10 protein-coding genes are annotated in these 22193 nt (G+C 61.1%); all 10 read left to right on the top strand.

The genetic code is table 11. The annotated features are described in order from the left end of the window. Positions 1–44 precede the first annotated feature (44 nt). The 10 genes from QZT71_RS05730 (at position 45) to QZT71_RS05685 (ending at position 21931) form a co-directional block, all read left to right on the top strand. The gene (locus tag QZT71_RS05730; RefSeq protein ID WP_295913723.1) at positions 45–1568 is read left to right on the top strand and encodes a glycoside hydrolase family 125 protein; all 1524 of its coding nucleotides are present in this window, start codon (positions 45–47) and stop codon (positions 1566–1568) included. An 82-nt stretch (positions 1569–1650) separates the two neighbouring features. Further along, positions 1651–3591 carry a glycoside hydrolase family 97 protein gene (locus QZT71_RS05725; RefSeq protein ID WP_295913720.1) on the top strand — a complete coding sequence of 647 codons (1941 nt, stop codon included), beginning with the start codon at positions 1651–1653 and terminating at the stop codon, positions 3589–3591. Between the two features lie 215 nt (positions 3592–3806). Continuing rightward, complete coding sequence (locus QZT71_RS05720; RefSeq protein ID WP_295913717.1) at positions 3807–7829, top strand: hybrid sensor histidine kinase/response regulator transcription factor; 4023 nt, start codon at positions 3807–3809, stop codon at positions 7827–7829. 311 nt (positions 7830–8140) lie between these two features. After that, the gene (locus tag QZT71_RS05715) at positions 8141–11116 is read left to right on the top strand and encodes a TonB-dependent receptor (protein WP_295913715.1); all 2976 of its coding nucleotides are present in this window, start codon (positions 8141–8143) and stop codon (positions 11114–11116) included. A gap of 19 nt (positions 11117–11135) precedes the next feature. Then, positions 11136–12533 carry a RagB/SusD family nutrient uptake outer membrane protein gene (locus tag QZT71_RS05710; protein WP_295913714.1) on the top strand — a complete coding sequence of 466 codons (1398 nt, stop codon included), beginning with the start codon at positions 11136–11138 and terminating at the stop codon, positions 12531–12533. 22 nt (positions 12534–12555) lie between these two features. Continuing rightward, entirely contained in the window at positions 12556–13770 is a 1215-nt protein-coding gene (locus QZT71_RS05705) for a basic secretory protein-like protein (RefSeq protein WP_295913713.1), read from the top strand. 6 nt (positions 13771–13776) lie between these two features. Continuing rightward, positions 13777–16032: a hypothetical protein gene (locus QZT71_RS05700; RefSeq protein ID WP_295913711.1), complete on the top strand. Its 2256-nt coding sequence runs from the start codon at positions 13777–13779 to the stop codon at positions 16030–16032. A gap of 80 nt (positions 16033–16112) precedes the next feature. Continuing rightward, positions 16113–18443 carry a GH92 family glycosyl hydrolase gene (locus tag QZT71_RS05695; protein WP_295913708.1) on the top strand — a complete coding sequence of 777 codons (2331 nt, stop codon included), beginning with the start codon at positions 16113–16115 and terminating at the stop codon, positions 18441–18443. Between the two features lie 13 nt (positions 18444–18456). Then, entirely contained in the window at positions 18457–20769 is a 2313-nt protein-coding gene (locus tag QZT71_RS05690) for a GH92 family glycosyl hydrolase (RefSeq protein WP_295913705.1), read from the top strand. 34 nt (positions 20770–20803) lie between these two features. After that, positions 20804–21931 carry a basic secretory protein-like protein gene (locus QZT71_RS05685; protein ID WP_295913702.1) on the top strand — a complete coding sequence of 376 codons (1128 nt, stop codon included), beginning with the start codon at positions 20804–20806 and terminating at the stop codon, positions 21929–21931. Positions 21932–22193 lie beyond the last annotated feature (262 nt).

Genomic DNA, 22193 nt, shown 5'->3' with positions numbered 1-22193 from the left:
TATTATTCGAATAATCCTTAAATTTGCAACATTAATAAATGACTATGAAAAACAAAAACATCTCCCGGGCCTGCCTGGTTGCTGCCCTGTTCGTAGCCGGCACCGTTTCCGTGCATGCTTCGGCCCTGCCTGCAGGCAGCGTGGAAGCGGCCCCCCTGATTATGGACAACACGCGCATGGCCAAACCGAAAGCCAAGCCCGTAAAACAGTATGCCCCGACCAACCGTCCGGCAGAAGCCAAGCGGCTGTTCAAATCACAGGCCGTCGAGGCCGAAATCGCCCGCGTGAAGCAGGTGCTGACCAATGCCAAACTGGCCTGGATGTTCGAGAACTGTTTCCCCAACACGCTCGACACGACGGTGCGCTACCGCCAGGACGACAACGGCAAGGACGACACGGTGGTCTACACGGGCGATATCCACGCCATGTGGCTCCGTGACTCGGGGGCGCAGGTGTGGCCCTACCTCCAGCTGGCCAACAAGGACGAGCACCTGCGCAAGATGCTGGCGGGCGTTATCCGCCGCCAGTTCAAATGCATCGAGCTCGATCCCTACGCCAATGCCTTCCTCGATCCCTACGATCCGAATCCCGACCACCAGTGGATGGGCGACCAGACCCAGATGCGCCCCGAACTGCACGAGCGCAAATGGGAAATCGACTCGCTCTGCTACCCGCTGCGCCTGGCCTATGAATACTGGCTGACCACGGGCGACGACTCGGTGTTCGACGAACACTGGCTCGCCGCCATCCGGAACATCCTGAAGACTTTCCGCGAGCAGCAGCGCAAGGAGGGCGTGGGCCCCTATACGTTCATGCGCGTTACCGACCGCCAGCTCGACACGGTCTGCAACATGGGTAAGGGCAATCCGGTGAATCCGGTCGGCCTGATTGCTTCGGTGTTCCGTCCCTCGGACGACGCCACGACGTTCCTGTTCCTCGTGCCCTCGAACTTCTTCGCCGTGACTTCGCTGCGCAAGGCCGCCGAAATCCTGACCAAAGTGAACGGCAAACCCGAAATGGCCGCCGAGTGTACGGCGCTGGCCGACGAGGTGGAAACGGCGCTCAAGAAATATGCGACCTATAACCATCCCGAGTTCGGTACGATTTACGCATTCGAGGTGGACGGCTTCGGCAACCGCTTCCTGATGGACGACGCCAACGTGCCGAGCCTGCTGGCGATGCCTTACCTGGGCGATATGGACGTAAACGACCCGATTTACCGCAATACCCGCAACTTCGTGTGGAGCGAGGCCAATCCCTACTTCTTCCGCGGCACGGCGGGCGAGGGCATCGGCGGCCCGCACATCGGCTACGACATGGCATGGCCCATGAGCATCATGATGAAGGCTTTCACGTCGCAGGACGACGCTGAAATCAAGCGCTGTGTCGAGATGCTGATGACCACCGACGCCGGGACGGGCTTCATGCACGAATCGTTTAACGTGAACGACCCTGCGGATTTCACCCGTGCGTGGTTCGCATGGCAGAACACGCTTTTCGGCGAGCTGATACTCAAGCTGGTGAACGAAGGCAAGGTCGATTTGCTTAATTCGATAGAGGTTAAATAAACAGGTTGATGCAGTAGGGGCCGCGGTAAAATATCGCGGCCCTTTTTTGTGGCGTTACGCAAATTTTCCTACATTTGTAATTATGAAAAAACTATTTGCAGTCCTGTTCTGCGTGCTGGCCGCCACGGGCGCCGCCGCAGCCAAGACCGTCGAGGCGACGTCGCCCGGCGGCAATCTCCGCTTAACGGTCGACGTGGCCGGCACAATCACCTACGACGTTTGGGCCGGTGGGGACAAAGTGCTCGACGGATGCACGCTGGCGCTGACGCTCGCCGACCGTACGCTGGGCGCGGAGCCCCGCCTGCGGAGCGTGAAACGCTCCTCGGCGGACGAGCTGCTCGAAAGACGCAACCCGACCAAGAACGCCGCGGTGCGCAACCGCTACAACGCCGTGCGGCTCAATTTCGCCGGCGACTACGCCGTGGAGTTCCGCGTGTTCGACAACGGCGTGGCCTACCGGTTCGTAACGTCGCTTCCGGGCCGGGTCGAGGTCATGGGCGAGCAGTGCCGCCTGGGATTCCCGGCGGGCAGCGAGGCGTGGCTCTCCGAGGTCGACGGCTTCCGCACGATGTACGAGGTGCCCTATAGCCGCGTGGCGATGGCCCGATACGCGCCGGGCGACAAGATGAGCTACCTTCCCGTGCTAATCGCGACGCCCGGCGGGCGCAAGCTCCTGGTGGCCGAATCCGATGTGCGCGACTATCCCTGCATGTTCGTCAGGGGCGACGGCAAGGGCGGCTTCGAGTCCCTCTTTCCGCGCGTGCCGGAGGCGTATGCCCCCGACGGCGACCGCAGCCTGAAAATCGTATCCGAAGCGCCTTATATCGCCCGTACGAATGGTACGCGCACGTTTCCGTGGCGCCTGGCCGTTGTGGCCGACGAGGATGCCGATCTCATCGAGAATGAACTGGTGTGGCTGCTGGCCGAGCCTGCGGCCGATGCCGACTGGGATTGGGTGAAACCCGGATTGGTGAGCTGGGACTGGTGGAACGGCATGCGCCTGACGGGCGTAGACTTCCGTGCCGGACGCAATACCGAGTCGTACCGCTATTACATCGATTTCGCCGCCCGGTACGGCATTCCCTATATTATCATGGACGAAGGCTGGTCGGCCTCGACGACCGATGTTTTCCGCCCCAATGAGAATCTCGATTTGCAGGAGCTGATAGCCTACGGCCGGGAGCGCAACGTGCAGATTGTGCTGTGGCTGACGTGGCTGTCGGTCGAGAAGGATATGGAGCGCCTTTTCGCGACGCTCGAGCAGTGGGGGATTCCCGGCGTGAAAATCGACTTCATGGACCGCAGCGACCAGTGGATGGTCGACTACTACGAACGGGTGACCCGGTGTGCCGCCGAACACCGTATTTTCATCGACTGGCACGGCTCCTACACCCCCAAGGGGTTGTACCGCACCTATCCGAACCTGCTGACTTACGAGGCGGTGCTCGGCATGGAGCAGGGCGGCCGCTGCAAGCCCGACAACAGCAACTACCTGCCCTTTATCCGCAACGCCGTCGGCCCGATGGATTTCACCCCCGGCTCGATGTTTTCGGCGCAGCCCGAGGATAACCGCTCGACGGGTTCGAACCCGATGGGATCGGGCACGCGCGCCTACCAGATGGCGCTCTACGTGGTGTTCGAAAGCCCGTTGCAGATGCTCTCCGACAATCCGGTGCTCTATTACCGCGAGCATCCCTGCACGGAGTTCCTCGCATCGGTGCCCACGACGTGGGACGAGCTGCGCGTGCTGCACGCCGTGTGCGGCGAACAAATCGTCGTGGCGCGCCGCAAGGGCGAAAAATGGTATGTCGGCGGTATCACCAACGACCGTCCCTGTTCGATGGAAATCGCCCTCGATTTCCTGCCCGCGGGCCGCAGCCGTACGATGACTTCGTTCGAAGACGGCGTGAACGCCGATTTGCAGGCTACGGACTACAAGAAACAGGTGCGCAGGGTCGATGCTTCGACCGTCGTGCGCATCGACATGGTGCGCAACGGCGGCTGGGCCGCCGTAATCGAGTAGGCCGGGCGCTGTCCTTCGCGGACAGTGCTGGTGTGCCCTGTATGCCGGGCGCTGCATCCCGATGGGGAGCGGCGCCCGTGCCGTATAAGGTAATGCCATATAAGGTAATGCAGTATGCGGTAATACGGTACGCGATATGCGGGCTGCGGGCTTCCGGATGCTAAAAAAAGAGAGGCGGGTTTCCGGATTTCCGGAAAACTTGTTACCTTTAACTCATGTTTTCCCGTTTTTCGCATACCTCATGGCTGCCGGTTTGCCGCCGGCTGCTGTTGCTGCTGCCCGCTCTGGCGCTGGCGGCAGGCCTTTCGGCGCGGTCGCTGGTCAAGGCGGACGTGCAGCTGGCGAACAACGCCGTACTGGCGATGTACCAGGACGAGGATGCCAATATGTGGATCGGAACCTACGACGGACTGCACCTCTACAACGGCAAGAATACCTTTGTTTTCCGCATGGAGCTGGACAACGAGTTTTCGCTGTGCAGCAATATCGTGCTGGAGATAGTCCCGGCCGAAAAGGGCTACCTGTGGGTGGCCACTTCGCTGGGCATCAATAAATTTTCCCTGCGCGAGCGGCGCGTCGTCGAGAGCTATATGCAGTATGTCGACGTGGAGAACATCGCTTCGGACAGCGAGGGAAACACCGTGCTTTTCTCGGGGGAGGATTTTATCACCTGCTACCGCCCGGGGCGCGCCTTTTTCGAGGACGTGTATATTCCGGGCGTCCGCGCTGCGGATATTGTCGCCGTCTGGTCGGAGGCGCCCCGGGAGTTCTGCTCCCTGGGGCGGGACGGGGAGCTGGTGCGTTACCGGCTCAACGACGGCGAAGGGAAAAGCCTCGTACGGGTATCCGGGCGCCAGCTCTCCGCACGTCCGGTGCGCAAGGCGTTCTTCAATGGCGGCAGGCTTCATTTCGTCGACACTTCGGGCGGGCTGTGGCGGTATACGTGCAAGGACGAATCGCTGGTGCAGCTCTCCGACCTTTCGCAGCTGGGCGAAACGGGCTTTACCGTGTCGACGGTCTGTTCGTTCGGGGACGAGGTTTACGTGGGCTTCCTGGCCGGGGCCCTGGGCCGTGTTCCCGAGAAAGGAGGCCGCTGCGAGCTGATTGCCTCGGACTACCGCGTTTTCTGCCTGTGGGCCGATTGCAACCAGGATATCCTCTGGGTCGGAACCGACGGCTACGGGGTCTACATGTACTGCGACAAGGAGGAGTTGTTCACGACGCTGCTCATGGAGGACATGCCGCAAAAGGTGCTCAAACCCGTGCGGGCCATCCATACCGACGACAGGGGAAACCTGTGGATAGGCACCAAGGGCGACGGCGTAATCCGCATCCGCGATTATGAAAGTTATGCCGGCGGGAATATTCCCGTCGACCGCCTGACCCGGTTCGACCGCGGCAAGGGGCTTACGAGCAACGAGGTTTTCAGCTTCTGCAGCAGCCCTGCCCGGAATGTCGTATGGCTCGGAACCTCGGGCCCGGGGCTTACCTATTATTCGTACGGGGACGACCGGATGCGGACGCTGCCCCTGCAGCCGGGGATGCCGGAGATACGCGGCGTCCACCAGATGTGCGAGGTGAACGACTCGACACTCTACCTCGCCTGCGATACGGATGCGCTGGTCGAACTGACAATCGGAAAGGGCGACAGGCCCGTCGTGACGGCAATGCGCCGTTACCGGTTCCGGCTGGGGCGCCGCGACTGCAACGAGTTCTATGCCCTGATACGCGAAAGCGACTCGACGCTGCTGTTGGGCATGCGCGGCGGTTACGGGCTGATACGCTTCGACATGCGGACCAAGAAGTACGTGTTTGTCGATATGCATCGCCTGCAAAGCCGGGCGCTGGGCGATTTGCTCTGCCTGTGCAAGAGCCGCGAGTCGGGGCTCTACTGCGGTGCCAGCTCGGGGCTGATACTGCTCACGCCCGAGGGCGATATCCGGCAGTTCAACCGCCGCAACGGCATCGTCAATGACATGATACACGGCGTGCTGGAGGATGCGCACGGCTGCATCTGGTTGAGCACGAACAAGGGCCTCGCGCAGTACAGCCCCGGCCACGACTTTTTCCACAACTACTCCTCTTCCGATTTGCGCGTCATCGAGTTCTGCGACGACGCTTACTGGAAATGTCCCTATACCGACCGGCTTTTCTTCGGCGGCGTGAACGGCGTGGTGTGGATAGACCCCATGGCCGAGGCCCCCGCCGACTACAAACCCCGGCTGCGCTTCATGGATCTCGAACTTCCGGACGGGACGCTCGTGCCTCTGTCGGACTATACGGGCGACGGACACGGCGACCCTCCCCCGGTGCGTATTGCGCCCCGTACGACCGGCTTCGCCGTCTCTTTCGTGGCTGTCGACTACCTGAACGGCGACAACTACGAGTATTCCTACATGCTGGAGGGCTATTCTGACGAGTGGGTGGAATTGCAGAAAAACAACCGCGTCGCCTTTATGAATATTCCCGCGGGCAGCTACCTGCTGCACGTGCGCTATAAGAGCAACGTCATGGACCGCGCCACGCAAATCTACACGCTGCCCCTGACGGTGCTGCCGCCGTGGTACCGCACGACGGCGGCCCTCATGTGCTATATCCTGCTCGCGGCGGGGCTCGTGTGGCTGTTTGCCGCCTTGCTGCGCAGGCATTACCGCAGGCAGCAGCAGCGCGTCGTGGCCCGGCTGGAGGAGGAGCAGCGCGAAAAAATCTATGAGGCGCGGCTCAATTTCTTCGTCAACATTTCGCATGAGCTCTGTACGCCGCTGACGCTTATCAACGGCATGAACGAGCGAATCGCGCAGCTGGGCGCGGAGAATCCGCAGCTGCACAAGTATACGGATGTGATGCACGAGAACGTCAAGGGTCTCAACGACCTGATTCAGGAGATACTGGATTTCCGGAAAATCGAGGAGGAGGGATTCGGCCGCGTCCGCATCCACAGCGTCGATGTCGCCGCGATGCTCTGCGTGCAGGTGCGCTCGTTCGCCGACGCCGCGGAGCGCAACGGCATCGAACTGCTGTCGGAGGTGCCGCCGGAACTGGTGTGGAACACCGATGATGCATTCCTGAAGAAAGTAATCTTCAACCTCGTGTCCAATGCGATGAAATACACGCCCCAGCGGGGATGTATCCGCATTTCGGCGGCGACAGCCGGGGACGGGCTGGTGCTGAAAGTCCGGAACACGGGGCGGGGAATAGCCCCCGAGCAGCTGGCGCATGTCTTCGACCGTTACCGTATCCTGGACAGCATGGATCGCAATATGTACACCGACTCCACGTCGCGCAACGGGCTGGGGCTCTTCATCTGCCGCGGGCTGGTGCAGGCGCTCGGCGGGGAGATTTCGGTGGACAGCGAGGTCGGCCGGTATGCCGAATTCACGGTGCGCCTGCCGTATCGGGAGCTGACGGACGGGGATGCCGGTGGGGAGGCGGTGCAGAAGCCGGCCGGTGCCGCTCCGGTCCCGCCGCGCGGAGGTGAAAAGCCCTTCGTGCTGGTCGTGGACGACAACAAGGACATCGTGTGGCTGATCGAATCGGCGCTTTCCGGGCAGTTCCGCGTCAGCACGTGCCACGATGTGGCCGAGGCGCTCACACGCCTGAGCGAGATGACGCCCGACCTGATTATCACCGACATCGTCATGGCGGGCGCGAGCGGGCTGGAGCTGGTGAATGCCGTGCGCAGCGATAAATTCCTGCGCGGTATCCCAATCGTCGTCGTTTCGGCGAAGATTACCGAGAACGAGCAGGTCGAGGGGCTGGTGTCGGGGGCCGACGCCTACCTGACCAAACCGTTCTCCGTGCCGGTGCTCTGCGCCACGGTCGAACGGCTGATAGCCAGCCGCCGGATGCTGAAGGATTATTACAATACGCCCGAGAGCGTCTATACGGTCGTCGAGGGGCAGAAGATGCACCAGACCGACAAACTCTTCATGGACGCTGTCGTGGACGCCATACAGGAGCATATCGAGAGCGAGAACCTGCGCATGGAGCTGATTGCCGAACGCCTCGGGCTGACGGCCCGCAATTTCTACCGGAAGTTCAAGAAGATTTCGGGACGCACGCCGAGCGAATTCATCAAGGAGTACCGTTTCGAGTATGCGGCCCGCCTGCTGACGACCACCCACCTCACCATTCAGGAGATCATGTACCGCGTGGGGATTTCGAACAAGTCTTATTTCTACCGCGAATTCCAGAAGAAATACGGGCTCAAACCCAAGGAATACCGTACGAAGCAGTAGTTTGCACCGGGAGCGGAAAAGTATCCTGATTGGCATAAAAGGGGCCGTGATTTACCTTGTGCGAATCAGGATACTTTTTTTGTCCGCGATGCATCCCTTTCCCCGGGGCTGTTTGCTAAATTTGTGTAAACCTCAAACCGAACCAACTGACTTCCCATGACTTTGAAATAGTCTATTCTCTCAAAACTGCGGGCGGCGTTTCAGGGCCCGAAACCGCCGCTCCCGCATGATTTACGAAACTACTGTTCTACGGAAACCATTTTATCAACCTAAACCAAAAATTAATGAAATTACACTTTTACTCTGTTTGTATGGTCCTGCTCTCCCTGCTGCCGGGATTGACCGTTTCGGCGCAGGAGCAGAAGACGACCGCCGCGCGTACGGTGACTGTCGTCGACCAGGCGGGACCGGTAATCGGTGCGAGTGTCGTAATCAAAGGAACCGTGTCGGGCGCTTCTACCGATATCAACGGCGTGACGACCGTCAGCTGTGCGGACGACGCCGTCCTCTCCGTATCGTATGTGGGCTACAGCACGCAGGAGGTAGCCGTCGCTTCGCGTACGGCCATTCGCGTGCAGCTCGAAGAAGACGCCCAGCGGCTCGATGAAGTCGTGGTCGTGGGTTACAACACCGTGCGCCGTGCGCAGACGACGGGCGCCCTGTCGCAGGTTTCGGGCGAAAAACTCCAGTTCCAGTCGTCGCCCACGCTCGAAAACCGCCTGCAGGGCCAGACCCCCGGCGTGATGATTTCGAGCGGCTCGGGCCAGCCGGGCAGCAACGACCTGTCGATTCGCGTGCGCGGCACCGGCTCGATAAACGGCAGCAACACACCTCTTTATATTATGGACGGCGTGATGGTGCAGTCGGCCGATTTCGCGGCGCTCAACTCCAACGACATCGCCGACATCCAGGTACTGAAAGACGCTTCGGCCACGGCGATTTACGGTTCGCGCGGCGCCAACGGCGTGATTGTCATTACGACCAAGAGCGGCCAGAGCGGACGCACGAACATCAACTACCGCAACCAGTTCGGTTTCTCGTTCCTGGTGGATTACATCGACATGATGAACAGCGAGCAGAACCTCCAGTACCAGCTGCAGTGCGTGATGTCGGAACCCAACAGCAACTTCTATCCGATGATGCAGTACCTCAAGCGCGAAATGGACGGCACGGCTTCGGAGGCCGACCTCGCGCGGCTGGCCAAAGCCCGCGCCACCAACACCGACTGGATGGATTTGATGACCCAGACGGGTTTCCTGCAGGAGCACAGCGTTTCGGTTTCGGGCGGCAGCGACAAGACCCGTTTCTTCATCTCGGGCTCTTACCTGACGCAGCAGGGAATTCTCAAGAAGTCGAGCCTCGACCGTTATTCGACGCGTTTCAATATCGACCACAAGGCGACCAAGTGGCTCGACCTAGGGCTGAAGGCCACGGTCGGTTACAGCAAGACCAACTTCGCAGACCCCGAAGCCGGCGCCGGACGCCAGAACTGGGGCAACCCGTGGTTCACCACGCTGCTGGCCTATCCCTACGAGTCGCCCGACGACTGGTACAACGTCGACAACCCGACGCTCATCACCAAATATTACGACCGTGAAACGGGCCGCCTGAAAACCGTCGCTTCGGTGTATGCGAAAGCCTCCATCACGGACTGGCTCTCCGTAAAGACCAATTTCGGACTGGATTTCATGTACAACCGCAACGTGTCGACGCTGCACCGCGACCATCCCAATGCGCAGCAGAACCACGGTTACTACGGCCAGACCTCGTCGGAACTGTTCCGCTACACGTGGACCAATACCGTCAACGTCAACAAGGATTTCGCCAACGGACATTCGCTCAACGCCGTGGCCGGTATGGAGATGTTCCAGGGCAAATGGTACACGTCGAACTTCACGGGCTACGATTTGAATTCCGACATGATGCAGTCGCCGGCCGGTATCGGCGACAAGTCGGGTTCGTCGCTTTTCCCGCCCTCGATCGGCGGCGGCCGCACGATGAGCAACCTCATGTCGTTCTTCGCGCAGGCCAGCTACTCGATCGGCAACAAGTACAACCTTTCCGCCTCGCTGCGCCACGACACCTCGTCGAAATTCTACGAGGACAACGCCAGCGCCACGTTCTGGTCGGTCGGCGCCAGCTGGCTCATCTCGTCGGAGTCGTGGTTCGACAACGCGAAGTGGCTCAACCAGCTGAAGCTGCGCGCCAGCTACGGTACGACGGGTAACCAGGACGGCGTGAGCGACTTCGGGACGTTCGACGGCTACTACAACTCGTCCTACAACGGCGAATCGGGTTACAGCCACGGCCAGCTCGGCAACAGCGAACTGCGCTGGGAAACCTCGGCCCAGACCAACGTCGGACTGGACGTCTCGGTGCTGGATTCGCGCGTGAACGTCACCTTCGACTTCTATAACATCAAGACCAAAGACCTCTACATGTCGAAGAACATCTCGATGACCAGCGGTTTCAGCTCGATTCTGGCCAATGCGGGCTCCATCGTCAACCGCGGTGTCGAGCTCGGCGTCAACACCACGCCCGTCAAGACGCAGAACTTCCAGTGGGATCTCGGGTTCAACTACACCTACAACAAGAGCGAGATTACCGACCTGGGCACCTGGTCGAATAAGGAGGGGCGCTACAAGAACGGCAACACGCTCTATGAACTGGGCCGTCCGCTCGGTACGTGGATCATGCCTTACTACGCAGGCGTCAGCCCCGCCAACGGCATGCCCGTCTTCTACGACAACTACGGACAGCTCACGACCGACATCAACCAGGCGTATATGGCCGACCACCTGGGAACGTACGAAGTGCCCGTCTTCGGCGGCATCACGACCCGGCTGCGCTACAAGGGCGTGCAGCTCGACGCACAGTTCACCTATGCCTACCACTATACGGTGATGAACTGCCAGCGCTGGTATATGGACAACCACAAGTTCAACGGCAACAAGCCCGTGCGCATGCTCCGCATGTGGATGAAGGAGGGCGACGTGACCGACGTGCCGGCTTTCCGCGATGGCATCCAGCCTTCGCCGATGGCCTCGCAGTTCCTCGAGGACGCCTCCTATTTGCGCCTGAAGACCCTGCGCCTCTCGTGGACGCTGCCCGACCGCTGGATGCGGAAGACCCGCTTCATCCGCAACCTGACGCTCTATGCACAGGGTGAGAACCTCGTGACCTGGACGGGATACACGGGCGCCGACCCCGAGGTCAACGGGGCGCAGGACGTCATGTCCTATCCGAAGCCCCGTACCATCACGTTCGGTGTGGATATGAATTTCTAACCCTAAAATGAACCAGACAATGAAAAAAATACAATCGATATGCATCGCGGCGCTGCTGGCGGCTTTTGCGCTCGCGTCGTGTAACTATACCGACCTCGATCCCACGGACATGGTCGGCCCCGACAAGGCGTTCGGCAACGTGCAGAACGTCCATAAGGCCGTGGTCGGCATCTACGGCAAGGCCAGCCTGCGCTCGAAACTGGCCGTTACGGAATATATCGCCGACGACTGCGTGCAGGGCGGCGATTCGGGCGGCGCCGGAACCGACCTCGCAGGCTGGGTCTACACCGCCACGTCGGGCGACGTCAGCGGTTTGTGGTCGCATTACTACGGTATCATCAACCAGGCCAACCGCGTGCTCAACTACGGCCCGAAGGTGAAGCCGCTCAACGCCGGGGAGGAAACCTCGCTGCAGGTGTCGCTCGGCACGGCTTACTTCTTCCGCGCCTATGCGCATTTCGAGCTGCTCTGCTTCTTCTCCGATTTTTCGGACGACGACGCGCCGGGCATCCCCTACGTCAGCCATTACCACGTGGTGGGCAATCCCCCGCGCGACAAGGTCGGCGCATGCTACGAGCAGATTATGACCGACCTTACCCGCGCGTACGACATGCTGACGGTAGCGGTTCCCGACCTGGCGGCCGACAACAAGGCGGCCAACTCGACGGCCTACATTTCGCAGGCCGCGGTCGATGCGCTCCGTGCACGGGTTTCGCTCTACCACAAGAAGTACACCCACGCCTACATCTATGCCAGCAACGCTCTGCGCGCCGTAGGCATCGCCAAGCTGGACGAGGTGCAGAACCTTTGGCTGAACAGGTCGAACGCCGGTACGATTTTCAAGCTGTCGCGTCCCGCAGGCTCGTCGACGATCGGTACGCTCTTCGTGGGCCGCGACTATTCGAGCGTTTTCCGCCCGAGCAACGAGCTGCGCGCCCAGTTCTCCGAAAAGGACGTCCGCGGGCCGGTCTTCTTCGAATACGGCCGTGACCGAGCCGGGTCGCCCGTGTGGATGGTCACCAAGTGGTTCGGCGACGCGTCGGATATCGGCCGCCTCGACGAAAAACTGTTCCGTGCCGAGGAGATGCAGCTCATCGCCATCGAGGCGCTGATGATGCGCGAGAACCCCGATTTGACGGAGGCCAACCGCCTGCTCAACGAACTGCGCGCCGAGCGTATCGAGGGCTACACGGCGCAGACCTATCCGGGGCTGCTGGCCGAGATTATCAAGGAGCGCCGCTGCGAGCTGGTATGGGAGGGACACCGCCTGTTCGACGCGCGCCGGCTGAAAGTGACCATGTCGCGCGAGGGTAAGACGATTTCCGCCGACGACTACCGCCTGACGCTGCCGATTCCGCAGGCCGAAATCGATGCCAATTCGGGTATTTCGGAGAGCGACCAGAATTACGGATATTAACGGACTTTAAAACCTGAAAATGATGAAAAAGATAACATATATGCTTTTAGCGGGGGCGCTCCTCTGCTCCTGTGCCGATGAAAAGCCGCATTTCCTGCCGGCCCCGGGCGGCACCGTGGAGATCGGCGGCATCGGCGCCACGCCGTCGTCCGATGCGGCGGCACTCCTTGACGACGACCTTACGACCTACTTCGAGGCCGAAGTCGGCGCGGAGAACAGCGTCGAGGCGGTCGTGGATTGCAGCGCCGGGCGAATCGTGGCCTACACGCTCGTATCGTCGGGCGTGGTGGAGCAGGGCGACAACGGCGTCGAGGCGCTGTACGACCCCGTGTCGTGGACGGTTTACGGGTCGGACGACGGCTCGTCGTGGAACGAGGTGGACAGCCGTTCGGAGGTGGCGTTCATCGCGCGCTTCCAGAAGCACATCTATTACCTGGCGGCGCCGGCCGACTATGCGAAATACAAATTCGTGTTCAAGGCCAACGGCGGCGACAAGCTGACCCTTTCGGACATCCTTTTCCATACGGAAGACCCCTATGCCGCGTGGAAGAACTTCGAGTCGCCCGAAATCCTGTTCATCGACCTGGCCGAGGACAAGGGTTCCAAACTCTACGACGTGCTGGTGCAGGACAAGGTGGCCTACCTGAAATGGCATGCGCTGGAGATTTGCACCTACCTCTACTTCAGCGATAGGGACGAGCGTTTCCCGGTCAACACCATCGAGTATTTCCTCGAACCGATGCCCGGCGAGGTGTCGTACAAGGGAGGCTCGTCGCCCAAAATCAACATCCATTACTCGACCGATTGGATTCAGAAGTCGGCCAACGAGTCGCTGCTCAAGTTGAGCCTCGAAACGCGCGGTGTGCTCTTCCACGAGATGGTGCACGCTTTCCAGCTCGAACCGCAGGGCATTCCGGCTTACAGCCAGGGCAATATGTCGTGGGCGGCAATCGAGGGCCTGGCCGACGCGGTGCGCACGGTGGCGGGCTACCACGACTATGCGACCCGCAATACCAACGGCAGCCTGATGTCGGGCTACCAGACGACGGGCTTCTTCTGCTACTGGCTGACGCAGACGCAGGACAAGGACGCCATCCGCAATATCAACGCGTCGATGCGCACGATCAATCCGTGGAGCTGGGACGCGGCGCTCAAATACGCGCTCGGCGAGGATGCCAACGAGCAGGCGCTGTGGGCGATATACAAGGCCGATAAAACCAATTACCAAAAACGCTAAACCTGAATGACATCCATGAAAAAGATAACGATATTTCTGGCGGCCCTGCTGTTCGTCTTCGCTGCGGGATGCCGTGAGGACGCTTCCCTCGACGGACTCGAGTCCCAGACCAAGGAGGAGGGCACCTCGGCCGGCGAGAATGCCGAGTCGATAGCCGTGAAAGAGGCGCTGACCTACGAAAGCGCGCTGGAATACAACTGGGTGGCGGAGTATGCCCCCGCTGCCGGGAAAAGCTATACGATTCTGTTCAACTTCCTGTCCGACAGTTCGGTGGCGACCGATTCGCCCGTTTCGGATAACGAGAAAAACCTGGCGCTTTTCAGCGTTTCGGCGAGCAGGGAGGGCGGCGTGATTATCAAGTTCGACGGGCCCACGATGCTCAACGACCAAATCGTCGATTCGGAGTTCCGCGAAAAGCAGCTCATCGTCGAGTCGACGACCGAAACGACCATCAACTGCGTGGGCGCCTCGTCGGGCAAGCCCGTCGTGCTGACAAAAGCCACGTCGGAGGACGTGCTCAAGCTGGGCGAGAAACTGGTATGGCTGGCCCTGTCGAAGAAGAACGCCATGCAGGGCGTCCTGCGTGACGGCGAGAACAAATTCCTCGCGCGCTATGCCGTCGACAAGAAGTCACGCAGCATGGAGTTCACCTGGATCGACGCTGCGGACAAGGACGCCAAACACGAGTCGGCAGGCTTCGAGCTGGAGGTGACCGACGCGCAGTACGGGATCCAGTGGCCGGCCGTTACGATTAACGGCGTGGGGTATAGTTCGCTCACCTACACGATTGCCGGCGAAAACCTCGCTTTCAACGTGGCGGACGCGAAAATCACCGCCGCAACCGAGGCGCATCCCGGTTTCGTGGACAAGGCCTCCAAGCAGTATAACCTCGGCGGCAAGCTCGAGTGCGGCACGGCCCACCCGACGCTCTGGTCGGCGCTGGTTTCGGACAAGTTCCGCAGCATTCTCTTCTATCCCTATGCGGACGATATTCCGCTGCGTGTGGAGGCTTATGTGGGTGACGGCACGACGGGCAACTACCTCTTCGTGAACGACTATACGACCGATCCCAAGACCGCGCGCTTCGACAGCGACGCCGACTGGATTCGCTTCTACGCCAGTGTGCAGGGCGACTTCCTGAAGATTGCCACCGGCTCCGAGATTGCATCGTACCCCATCAGCCAGGCGGCGGCCGACCTGAAGCCGTTCACCGATTTCTATTTCCATGCCGACGGCCTGTACGTAATCGAGGAGAGCGATTCGCGCGGCAAGGGCTTCTACCTGATTTCCAAGACGGGCAACCTCTGGGTGAAGGTGCGCGACGGCCTCTACTCGGAAGGCAGCGGCGAGGAGCCGGGCGGCGAGAACTTCCTGCCGCAGCTCGTGGCGCAGGGCATGAAACCCTACGGTACGTTCTTCGACAACGACAACAAGAATTTCAAACTGCATTACTCCCTCGATGCCGAGGCGGGTACGGCCGACCTGATCTGGATCGAGGATTCCGAGGCGGTTTACACCGACGGCAATTACAGCGAGATGGCGCGCAACAAGGCGCAGTACAAGACCGTGGCCGTCAATGCCACCGAGGCGGGCGTCATCACCTTCAAGGAGCCGCTCACCGTGGGCAGCGTCACCTACAAGGGCCTTACGTGGACGGGAACCTATACGCCGAACGTGGACGGGCTCTCCTGCACGATCCGCACGCCGCTGCAGAGCGAAGCGCATCCGCTGGAGTATTTCTTCACCTATCCGGTCAACAAGTACGAGGGCGGAACGCCGGTATTCATTCCCTATTCGCGGCTCTGCCTGCCGACGGCCGAGGACGGCATTCCGGGCATGACGGGCACGGAGCGCTATATCTTCTATCCCTACAAGCAGCCGGGAGGCGGCACGCCCGCCGGGCCCTGCGCCATCGAGGTTTTCGCGGTGGGCAAGGGACAGCGCATCGACATCAAGTCGTTCCGCAACGGGTTCGAGAACCATCCCGTATCCATTGCCGTCAGCGCCTACAAAGTCGAGGACGACCGCATGATTTTCACCAAGGGCGACGTGACGGGTGCGTTCGTGGATGCCGACGGCAACCAGATGAGCAGCGAGGAGTCGCAGCAACTCGTCAAGCCGCTCGAGCGGCTGCTCTTCGGCGAGCAGGGATTCCACGTCTACAAGGCCGAAAGCGTTTCCTACGACGGCAACAAACACTATTTCTACCTGGTGAGCCCCGATCCTTCCTATCCTTACTGGATTAAGATACGCGAGGCTTAATATCCTGCTGCGGACGGAGGTGTTCCGGCTTTGACCGGGGCATCTCCCGTCCTGCGGCGCAACAAACCGAAACGACAGTTATGAAGAACTACCTGATCGCCCTGCTCGCGGCCTGTACGGTCGTTGCGGCGTCTGCACAGACGCGCCCGGCAACGGACTACATCGACCCGATGATCGGCACCCGGAGCATGGGGCACGTTTTCCCCGGGGCCTGCGTGCCGCACGGCATCGTGCAGTTGAGCCCCGACACGGAGATGGTGCCGCACAACATCGACGGCAAGTACCAGCCCGAGGCCTACCGCTACTGCGCCGGATACCAGTACGACGACCCGACGATCGTCGGCTTCTCGCATACGCATTTGAGCGGCACGGGGCACTCCGACCTGGGCGACATCCTGCTGATGCCGACCGTGGGGGAGATACGCGCCGACCGCGGCACGGCCGAACACCCCGAAACGGGCTACCGCTCGCGCTTCTCGCACGAGCGCGAACGCGCGGCGGCGGGCTATTACGAAGTGATGCTCGACGATTACGGCATCCGCGCCCAGCTGACCGCCACCGAGCGGGTGGGCCTGCACAAATACACCTATCCTGCGGGCGAAGACCAGCACCTGATTCTCGACCTCGACCACGGCATCTACAACTACGAGGGCAAGACCCGCTGGGCCCAGGTGCGCATCGAGAACGACACGCTGGTGACGGGCTACCGCATCACCAGCGGATGGGCGCGCACCAACTACACCTATTTCGCCATGAGCTTCTCCAAGCCCGTACGCCAATACGGCGCGCGCGACCGCCGGCCGCTCGATTACGGCGGAGGCTGGCGGAAGTTCGACATGGGGCGTAACTTCCCGGAAATCGGCGGGTGCGGCATCGTGATGCACTTCGATTTCGGCGACGATTCCGCACCGCTCGAAATCAAGGTGGGGCTGTCGGCCGTCGGGACGCGCGGGGCGCTGGCCAACCTGTGTGCCGAGGCCGGCGGGCGCACGTTCGACCAGGTGGCGGCCGATGCCGCCCGCAAGTGGGAGGAGCAGATGTCCGTGATTGAAGCCCAAGGCAGCGACGAGGCGCTGCGCATGCTCTATACGTCGCTCTACCACACGATGATAAACCCGTCGGTCTATATGGATACGGACGGTAAATACCGCGGTGTCGACCACGAGATACATCAGGCCCGGGATTTCACCAATTATACCGTTTTCTCGGTCTGGGACACCTACAGGGCATTGCACCCGCTGTTCAACCTCATCTGCCGCGACCGCAGCCGCGACATCGTGAACTCGATGCTCGCGCACTGCCGCCAGAGCGTGCACCGCATCCTGCCCGTGTGGTCGCACATGGGCAACGAGAACTGGTGCATGATAGGCTACCATTCGGTGTCGGTGGTGGGCGACGCCCTCGACAAGGGAATCGACGTCGATACGAAGCCGGCGCTCGAGGCGATGCTCGGCAGCGCCAATTGCGACTATTACGACGGGACGGGCGTTTACAAGAAGCTGGGTTATGTCCCTTACGACGTGAAGTCCACCGGTTCGTCGATGACGTTGGAATACGCCTACGACGACTGGGTGATCTACAGGACAGCCCGGCGGATGGGACTGTCCGATGTGGCCGAAACCTACCGCAAACGGGCGGAGAACTACCGCAATGTTTTCGATTCGTCGACCGGGTTCGCCCGGGCGCGGATGAGCGACGGAAGCTGGAAACCCGACTTCAACCGCTACGATACGCACGGACAGGGGTTCATCGAGGGCAACTCGTGGAACTACTCGATGTACGTGCCGCACGACCCGGCGGGGCTGATTGCCCTGATGGGCGGTGACGGTCAGTTCACGGCGCGCCTGGACAGCCTCTTTACCGAGTACCTGCCCGACAGGTATTTCGCGCAGACAGAGGACGTGACACGCGAGGGGCTGCTGGGCATGTACGTCCACGGCAACGAGCCGAGCCACCATGTGCCCTACCTCTACATGTGGACTTCGCAGCCGTGGAAAACGCAGTATTGGGTGCGTGAGATTATGGACCGCATGTACCGCCCCGCGGTCGACGGCCTGTGCGGCAACGACGACTGCGGCCAGATGTCGGCGTGGTACATCTTCACGGCGATGGGATTCTATCCCGTCTGCCCGGGCACCGACCAGTATGTGCTGGGCGCGCCCTACCTGCCTTATATGAAAGTGAGGGTCGGCGAGGGGCGTTACCTGGAAATCAAGGCGCCGGGCGTCAGCTCGAAGAACCGCTACGTGCACGGGGTGAAACTCAACGGGAAACCCTACACCCGGGCGTATATCACCTACGCCGACCTGAAAGGGGGCGCCGTGCTGGAGTTTGACATGCGCTCCACGCCCGACAGGCGCCGCCGCTTTTCGGCCGAAGAACGGCCCTATTCCATGAGTTGCGAACAGTAAAACGACTGCAAACATGAAATTTACGCTGATAAAGCTTGTTGCCGTATGCGCTGCGTCGCTGTGGGCGTTCGCGGCTGCGGCCGACGACGCCCCGCGCATCGGCTATGTCCGTCCGCTGGTCGGCACCGACGGCTTCGGCAACGTCTATCCCGGGGCGCAGGTGCCGTTCGGCGGCATCCAGATCAGCCCCGATACGGACGACGACTATTACGATGCCGCCTCGGGCTACAAATACGCGCACAAGACGCTGATGGGATTCTCGCTCAACCATTTGAGCGGTACGGGCATTCCCGATCTGGGCGACTTCCTCTTCATGCCGGGCGTGGGGGAAATCAAGCTCGAACCCGGTACGCACGACGATCCCGATGCCGGTTACCGCTCGCGGTACAGCCACGACCAGGAGTGGTGCTCGCCCGCCTATTACGGCGTGAACCTCACGGACTACGGCGTGAAGGCCGAGATGACGGCGGCGCAGCGCAGCGGCATGCTGCGTTTCACCTATCCCGCCGCGGACGACGCTTTCATCCTGGTCGACATGCGGCATACGCTGTGGTGGAAGTGCCGGTGGGCCAACCTGCGCAAAGAGGACGATTACACCATCACGGGCTATAAGCTCGTACAGGGCTGGGGCGCCGAGCGCCACGTCTATTTCGTGGCCGAGTTTTCCGAGCCGCTCGACGACTTCGGCATCATGGAGGGCGGCAAACGGGTGTGCTACGACACGAAGCGTTTCCGCAGCGATAGCGAGGCGTGGGGCGAAGATCTCAAATTCTGGGTGCGTTTCGCCACGCGGCAGGAGCAGCAGGTCACCGTCCGCGTCGCCATTTCTTCGGTCGACCCGGCGGGCGCCCGGGGCAACCTGCGCGAGATCGACGGCCTTACCTTCGACCAGGTGCGCAGCCGCGGCGAGCAGCTGTGGGAGCGGGAGCTCGCGCGGTTCACGGTCGAGGGCCCGCAACGGGTGAAGGAGACGTTCTACACCTCGGCGTACCGCTGTTTTCTTTCGCCGTTCCTTTTCCAGGATGCGGACGGCCGCTTCCGCGAGCACGACAAGAGTATCGGGCGCGCCGAGGGATTCACCAACTATACAACCTTTTCGTTCTGGGACACTTACCGCGCCTACCATCCGCTGATGAACCTCGTGCGTGCGGACATGAGTGCCGACGTGGCTAACTCGATGCTGGCGCACTACGACAAGAGCGTCGAGCGGATGCTGCCCGTCTGGTCGTTCTACGGCAACGAAACCTGGTGCATGATCGGTTACCACGCCGTATCGGTACTGGCCGACATGATTGTCAAGCAGGTTCCCGGCTTCGACTACGAGCGGGCTTTCGAGGCGATGAAACGCACGGCGACCAATCCCGATTACGACTGCCTGCCCGAATATACGGAACTGGGCTGGGTGCCGTTCGACAAGGAGCGCGAATCGGTTTCCAAGACCCTCGAATACGCCTACGACGACTATTGCATCGCGCAGGCGGCCCGCGCGCTCGGCAAGGAGGAGGACTACGACTATTTCCTGCGCCGCTCGCTCTCGTACCGCAACCTGATCGACCCCGAAACGAAGTTCATGCGGGGCCGCGACAGCCGGGGCCGCTGGCGCACGCCCTTTACGCCCGTCGCCTATCAGGGGCCGGGTTCGGTGCACGGCTGGGGCGATATTACGGAGGGCTTCACGCTGCAATATACGTGGTATGTGCCGCACGACGTCGCGGGACATATCGACCGTGTGGGCCGCAGGCTGTACGAAACGCGTCTCGACTCGCTCTTCGTGACCGAACTGCCCGACGATATTCCGGGTGCGCACGACATACAGGGGCGTATCGGCGCCTACTGGCACGGCAACGAGCCCTGCCACAACATCGTCTACCTGTACAACTACCTCGGGCAGCCGTGGAAATGCCAGCAGTGGGTGCGCCGCATATCGGACGCCTTCTACGGCAACGAGCCCGGCTCGTTGAGCGGCAACGACGACTGCGGCCAGATGTCGGCGTGGTACCTGTTCAATACGATGGGCTTCTACCCGACGGCGCCGTCGAGCAATGTCTACAACATCGGATCGCCGACGGTCGAGGGCGTCGAACTGCGCCTCTCCAACGGGAAGTCCATTCGCGTGACGACCGAGAACTGGAGCCCGGAGAACGTCTACATTCGCCGCATGTACGTCGACGGTCGCGTGTGGGACAAGTCGTACATCACGTACGACGACATCCGCGACGGCGTGCACCTGCATTATGTGATGGGGTCGCGCCCCGACAAGCGGCGCGCTGTGTCGGCTGCGGCCATTCCGCCTTCGCTGCCCGCTGCCACGGGGTCGGACAAATAGTATGTACAACCGAAAAAACAGGTATCTTTACAGTATGAAACACTTTATTTTTGCGCTTACGGCGCTTACGATGCTCTCCTGCTCGCAGGAGGCGCCCCGCAATGTTGCGGAACTTTGCGACGACGACCCCTCGACATCTTATGCGATGCCGGCGTCCGGCCCCTGCCGGGTCGTCTTCGACGGCTTCGACACTCCGATGCGGAGTTACCGCGTATACTCTTCGGGCGAAGTTCCCGCCGCGGATCCGTCCGGGTGGGTGTTGAGCGGCTCGCACGACGGCCGCAAATGGGTCGAACTCGACCGCCGGGAGGAATGCGTGTTCTGCTCGCGTTTCCAGGAGATTACCGGGCGGATTGCCGAACCCTCGAACTACACGGCCTACAAAATCGAATTCCTGCCGCGCGAAGAGGCCGATACGGTCGCCGTGGGCGACGTGCGTTTCTACGAGCGCGACAGGGAGGAGGCGTGGAGCGGTTTCGTCTATCCCGCAGTGGATTTCGAGGTGCTCGATCCGCAGGCGGAGGGTGCCGCGATTTACGCCGCACTGGTGCAGGATCCCGGGGCGTATGTCCGCTACCACACCCGCAAGGTCGCCGAAATACTTTTCTACTCGGCCGCCGATACGATGAACACGGTGGGGAAAATCGACTATACGCTGAAGGATTATGCCGGGGTTTCGGCCAAATCGGGCAACCCTGCGGAAACGGCAATCGTGTACAGTACGCAGCACATCGAGAAGTCGGCGCGCGAGTCGCTTTACAAACTCGACTATGAAACGCGCGGCGTGCTTTTCCACGAGCTGGTGCACGCCTACCAGTTCGAACCGAAGGGGATTGGCAGCTATTCGACCAACAAGGAGTTCTGGGCCTGCATCGAGGGCCTTGCCGACGCCGTGCGCGCCGAGGCCGGGCTGTTCGACATTGCGGCGCTCCGCAAACCGGGCGGGCACTGGCTCGACGGCTATAAGACGACCGGGTTTTTCCTGCAGTGGCTGACGACCATGAATCCCGACGCCCTGCGTGAATTCCACGTTACGGTGCGCGATATGGATGTCTGGAGTTTCGACAAGGCCATGCGTGCGATGTTCGGCCCCGAAAAAGGCATCGAGCAGATGTGGGCCGAGTACCAGCAGTTTTTGCAGAGCCAGGCGCCGCAGGCCTGATGCCCGTGCCGGGCACTGCCTGACGTGCCGCAAGGACAATAACCGAAACGAGGCCCCGCGGGGCCTCGTTTTCGTAGGGTAGGGTGCCGTTCTTGGTTCGTGCTGTTCCCGGTTCGTGCCGGTCGCCTTTGCGCTATGCCGGCTTGCCGCCGGGCAGCGCTTCGGTTTTGCGCAGGGCGGACTGCCGCCGGCCCCCGGGCCGGTTATGCCTGTGCCACCTTGTCCCGGGCCTTTGCGCGGTCCGGGGAGCCTGCGGCAGCGT

The sequence above is a fragment of the uncultured Alistipes sp. genome, from assembly GCF_902388705.1.
Classification (GTDB): Bacteria; Bacteroidota; Bacteroidia; order Bacteroidales; family Rikenellaceae; genus Alistipes.
The sequence above is the reverse complement of the archived record's forward strand: the minus strand, read 5'-3'. Positions and strand labels throughout refer to the sequence as shown.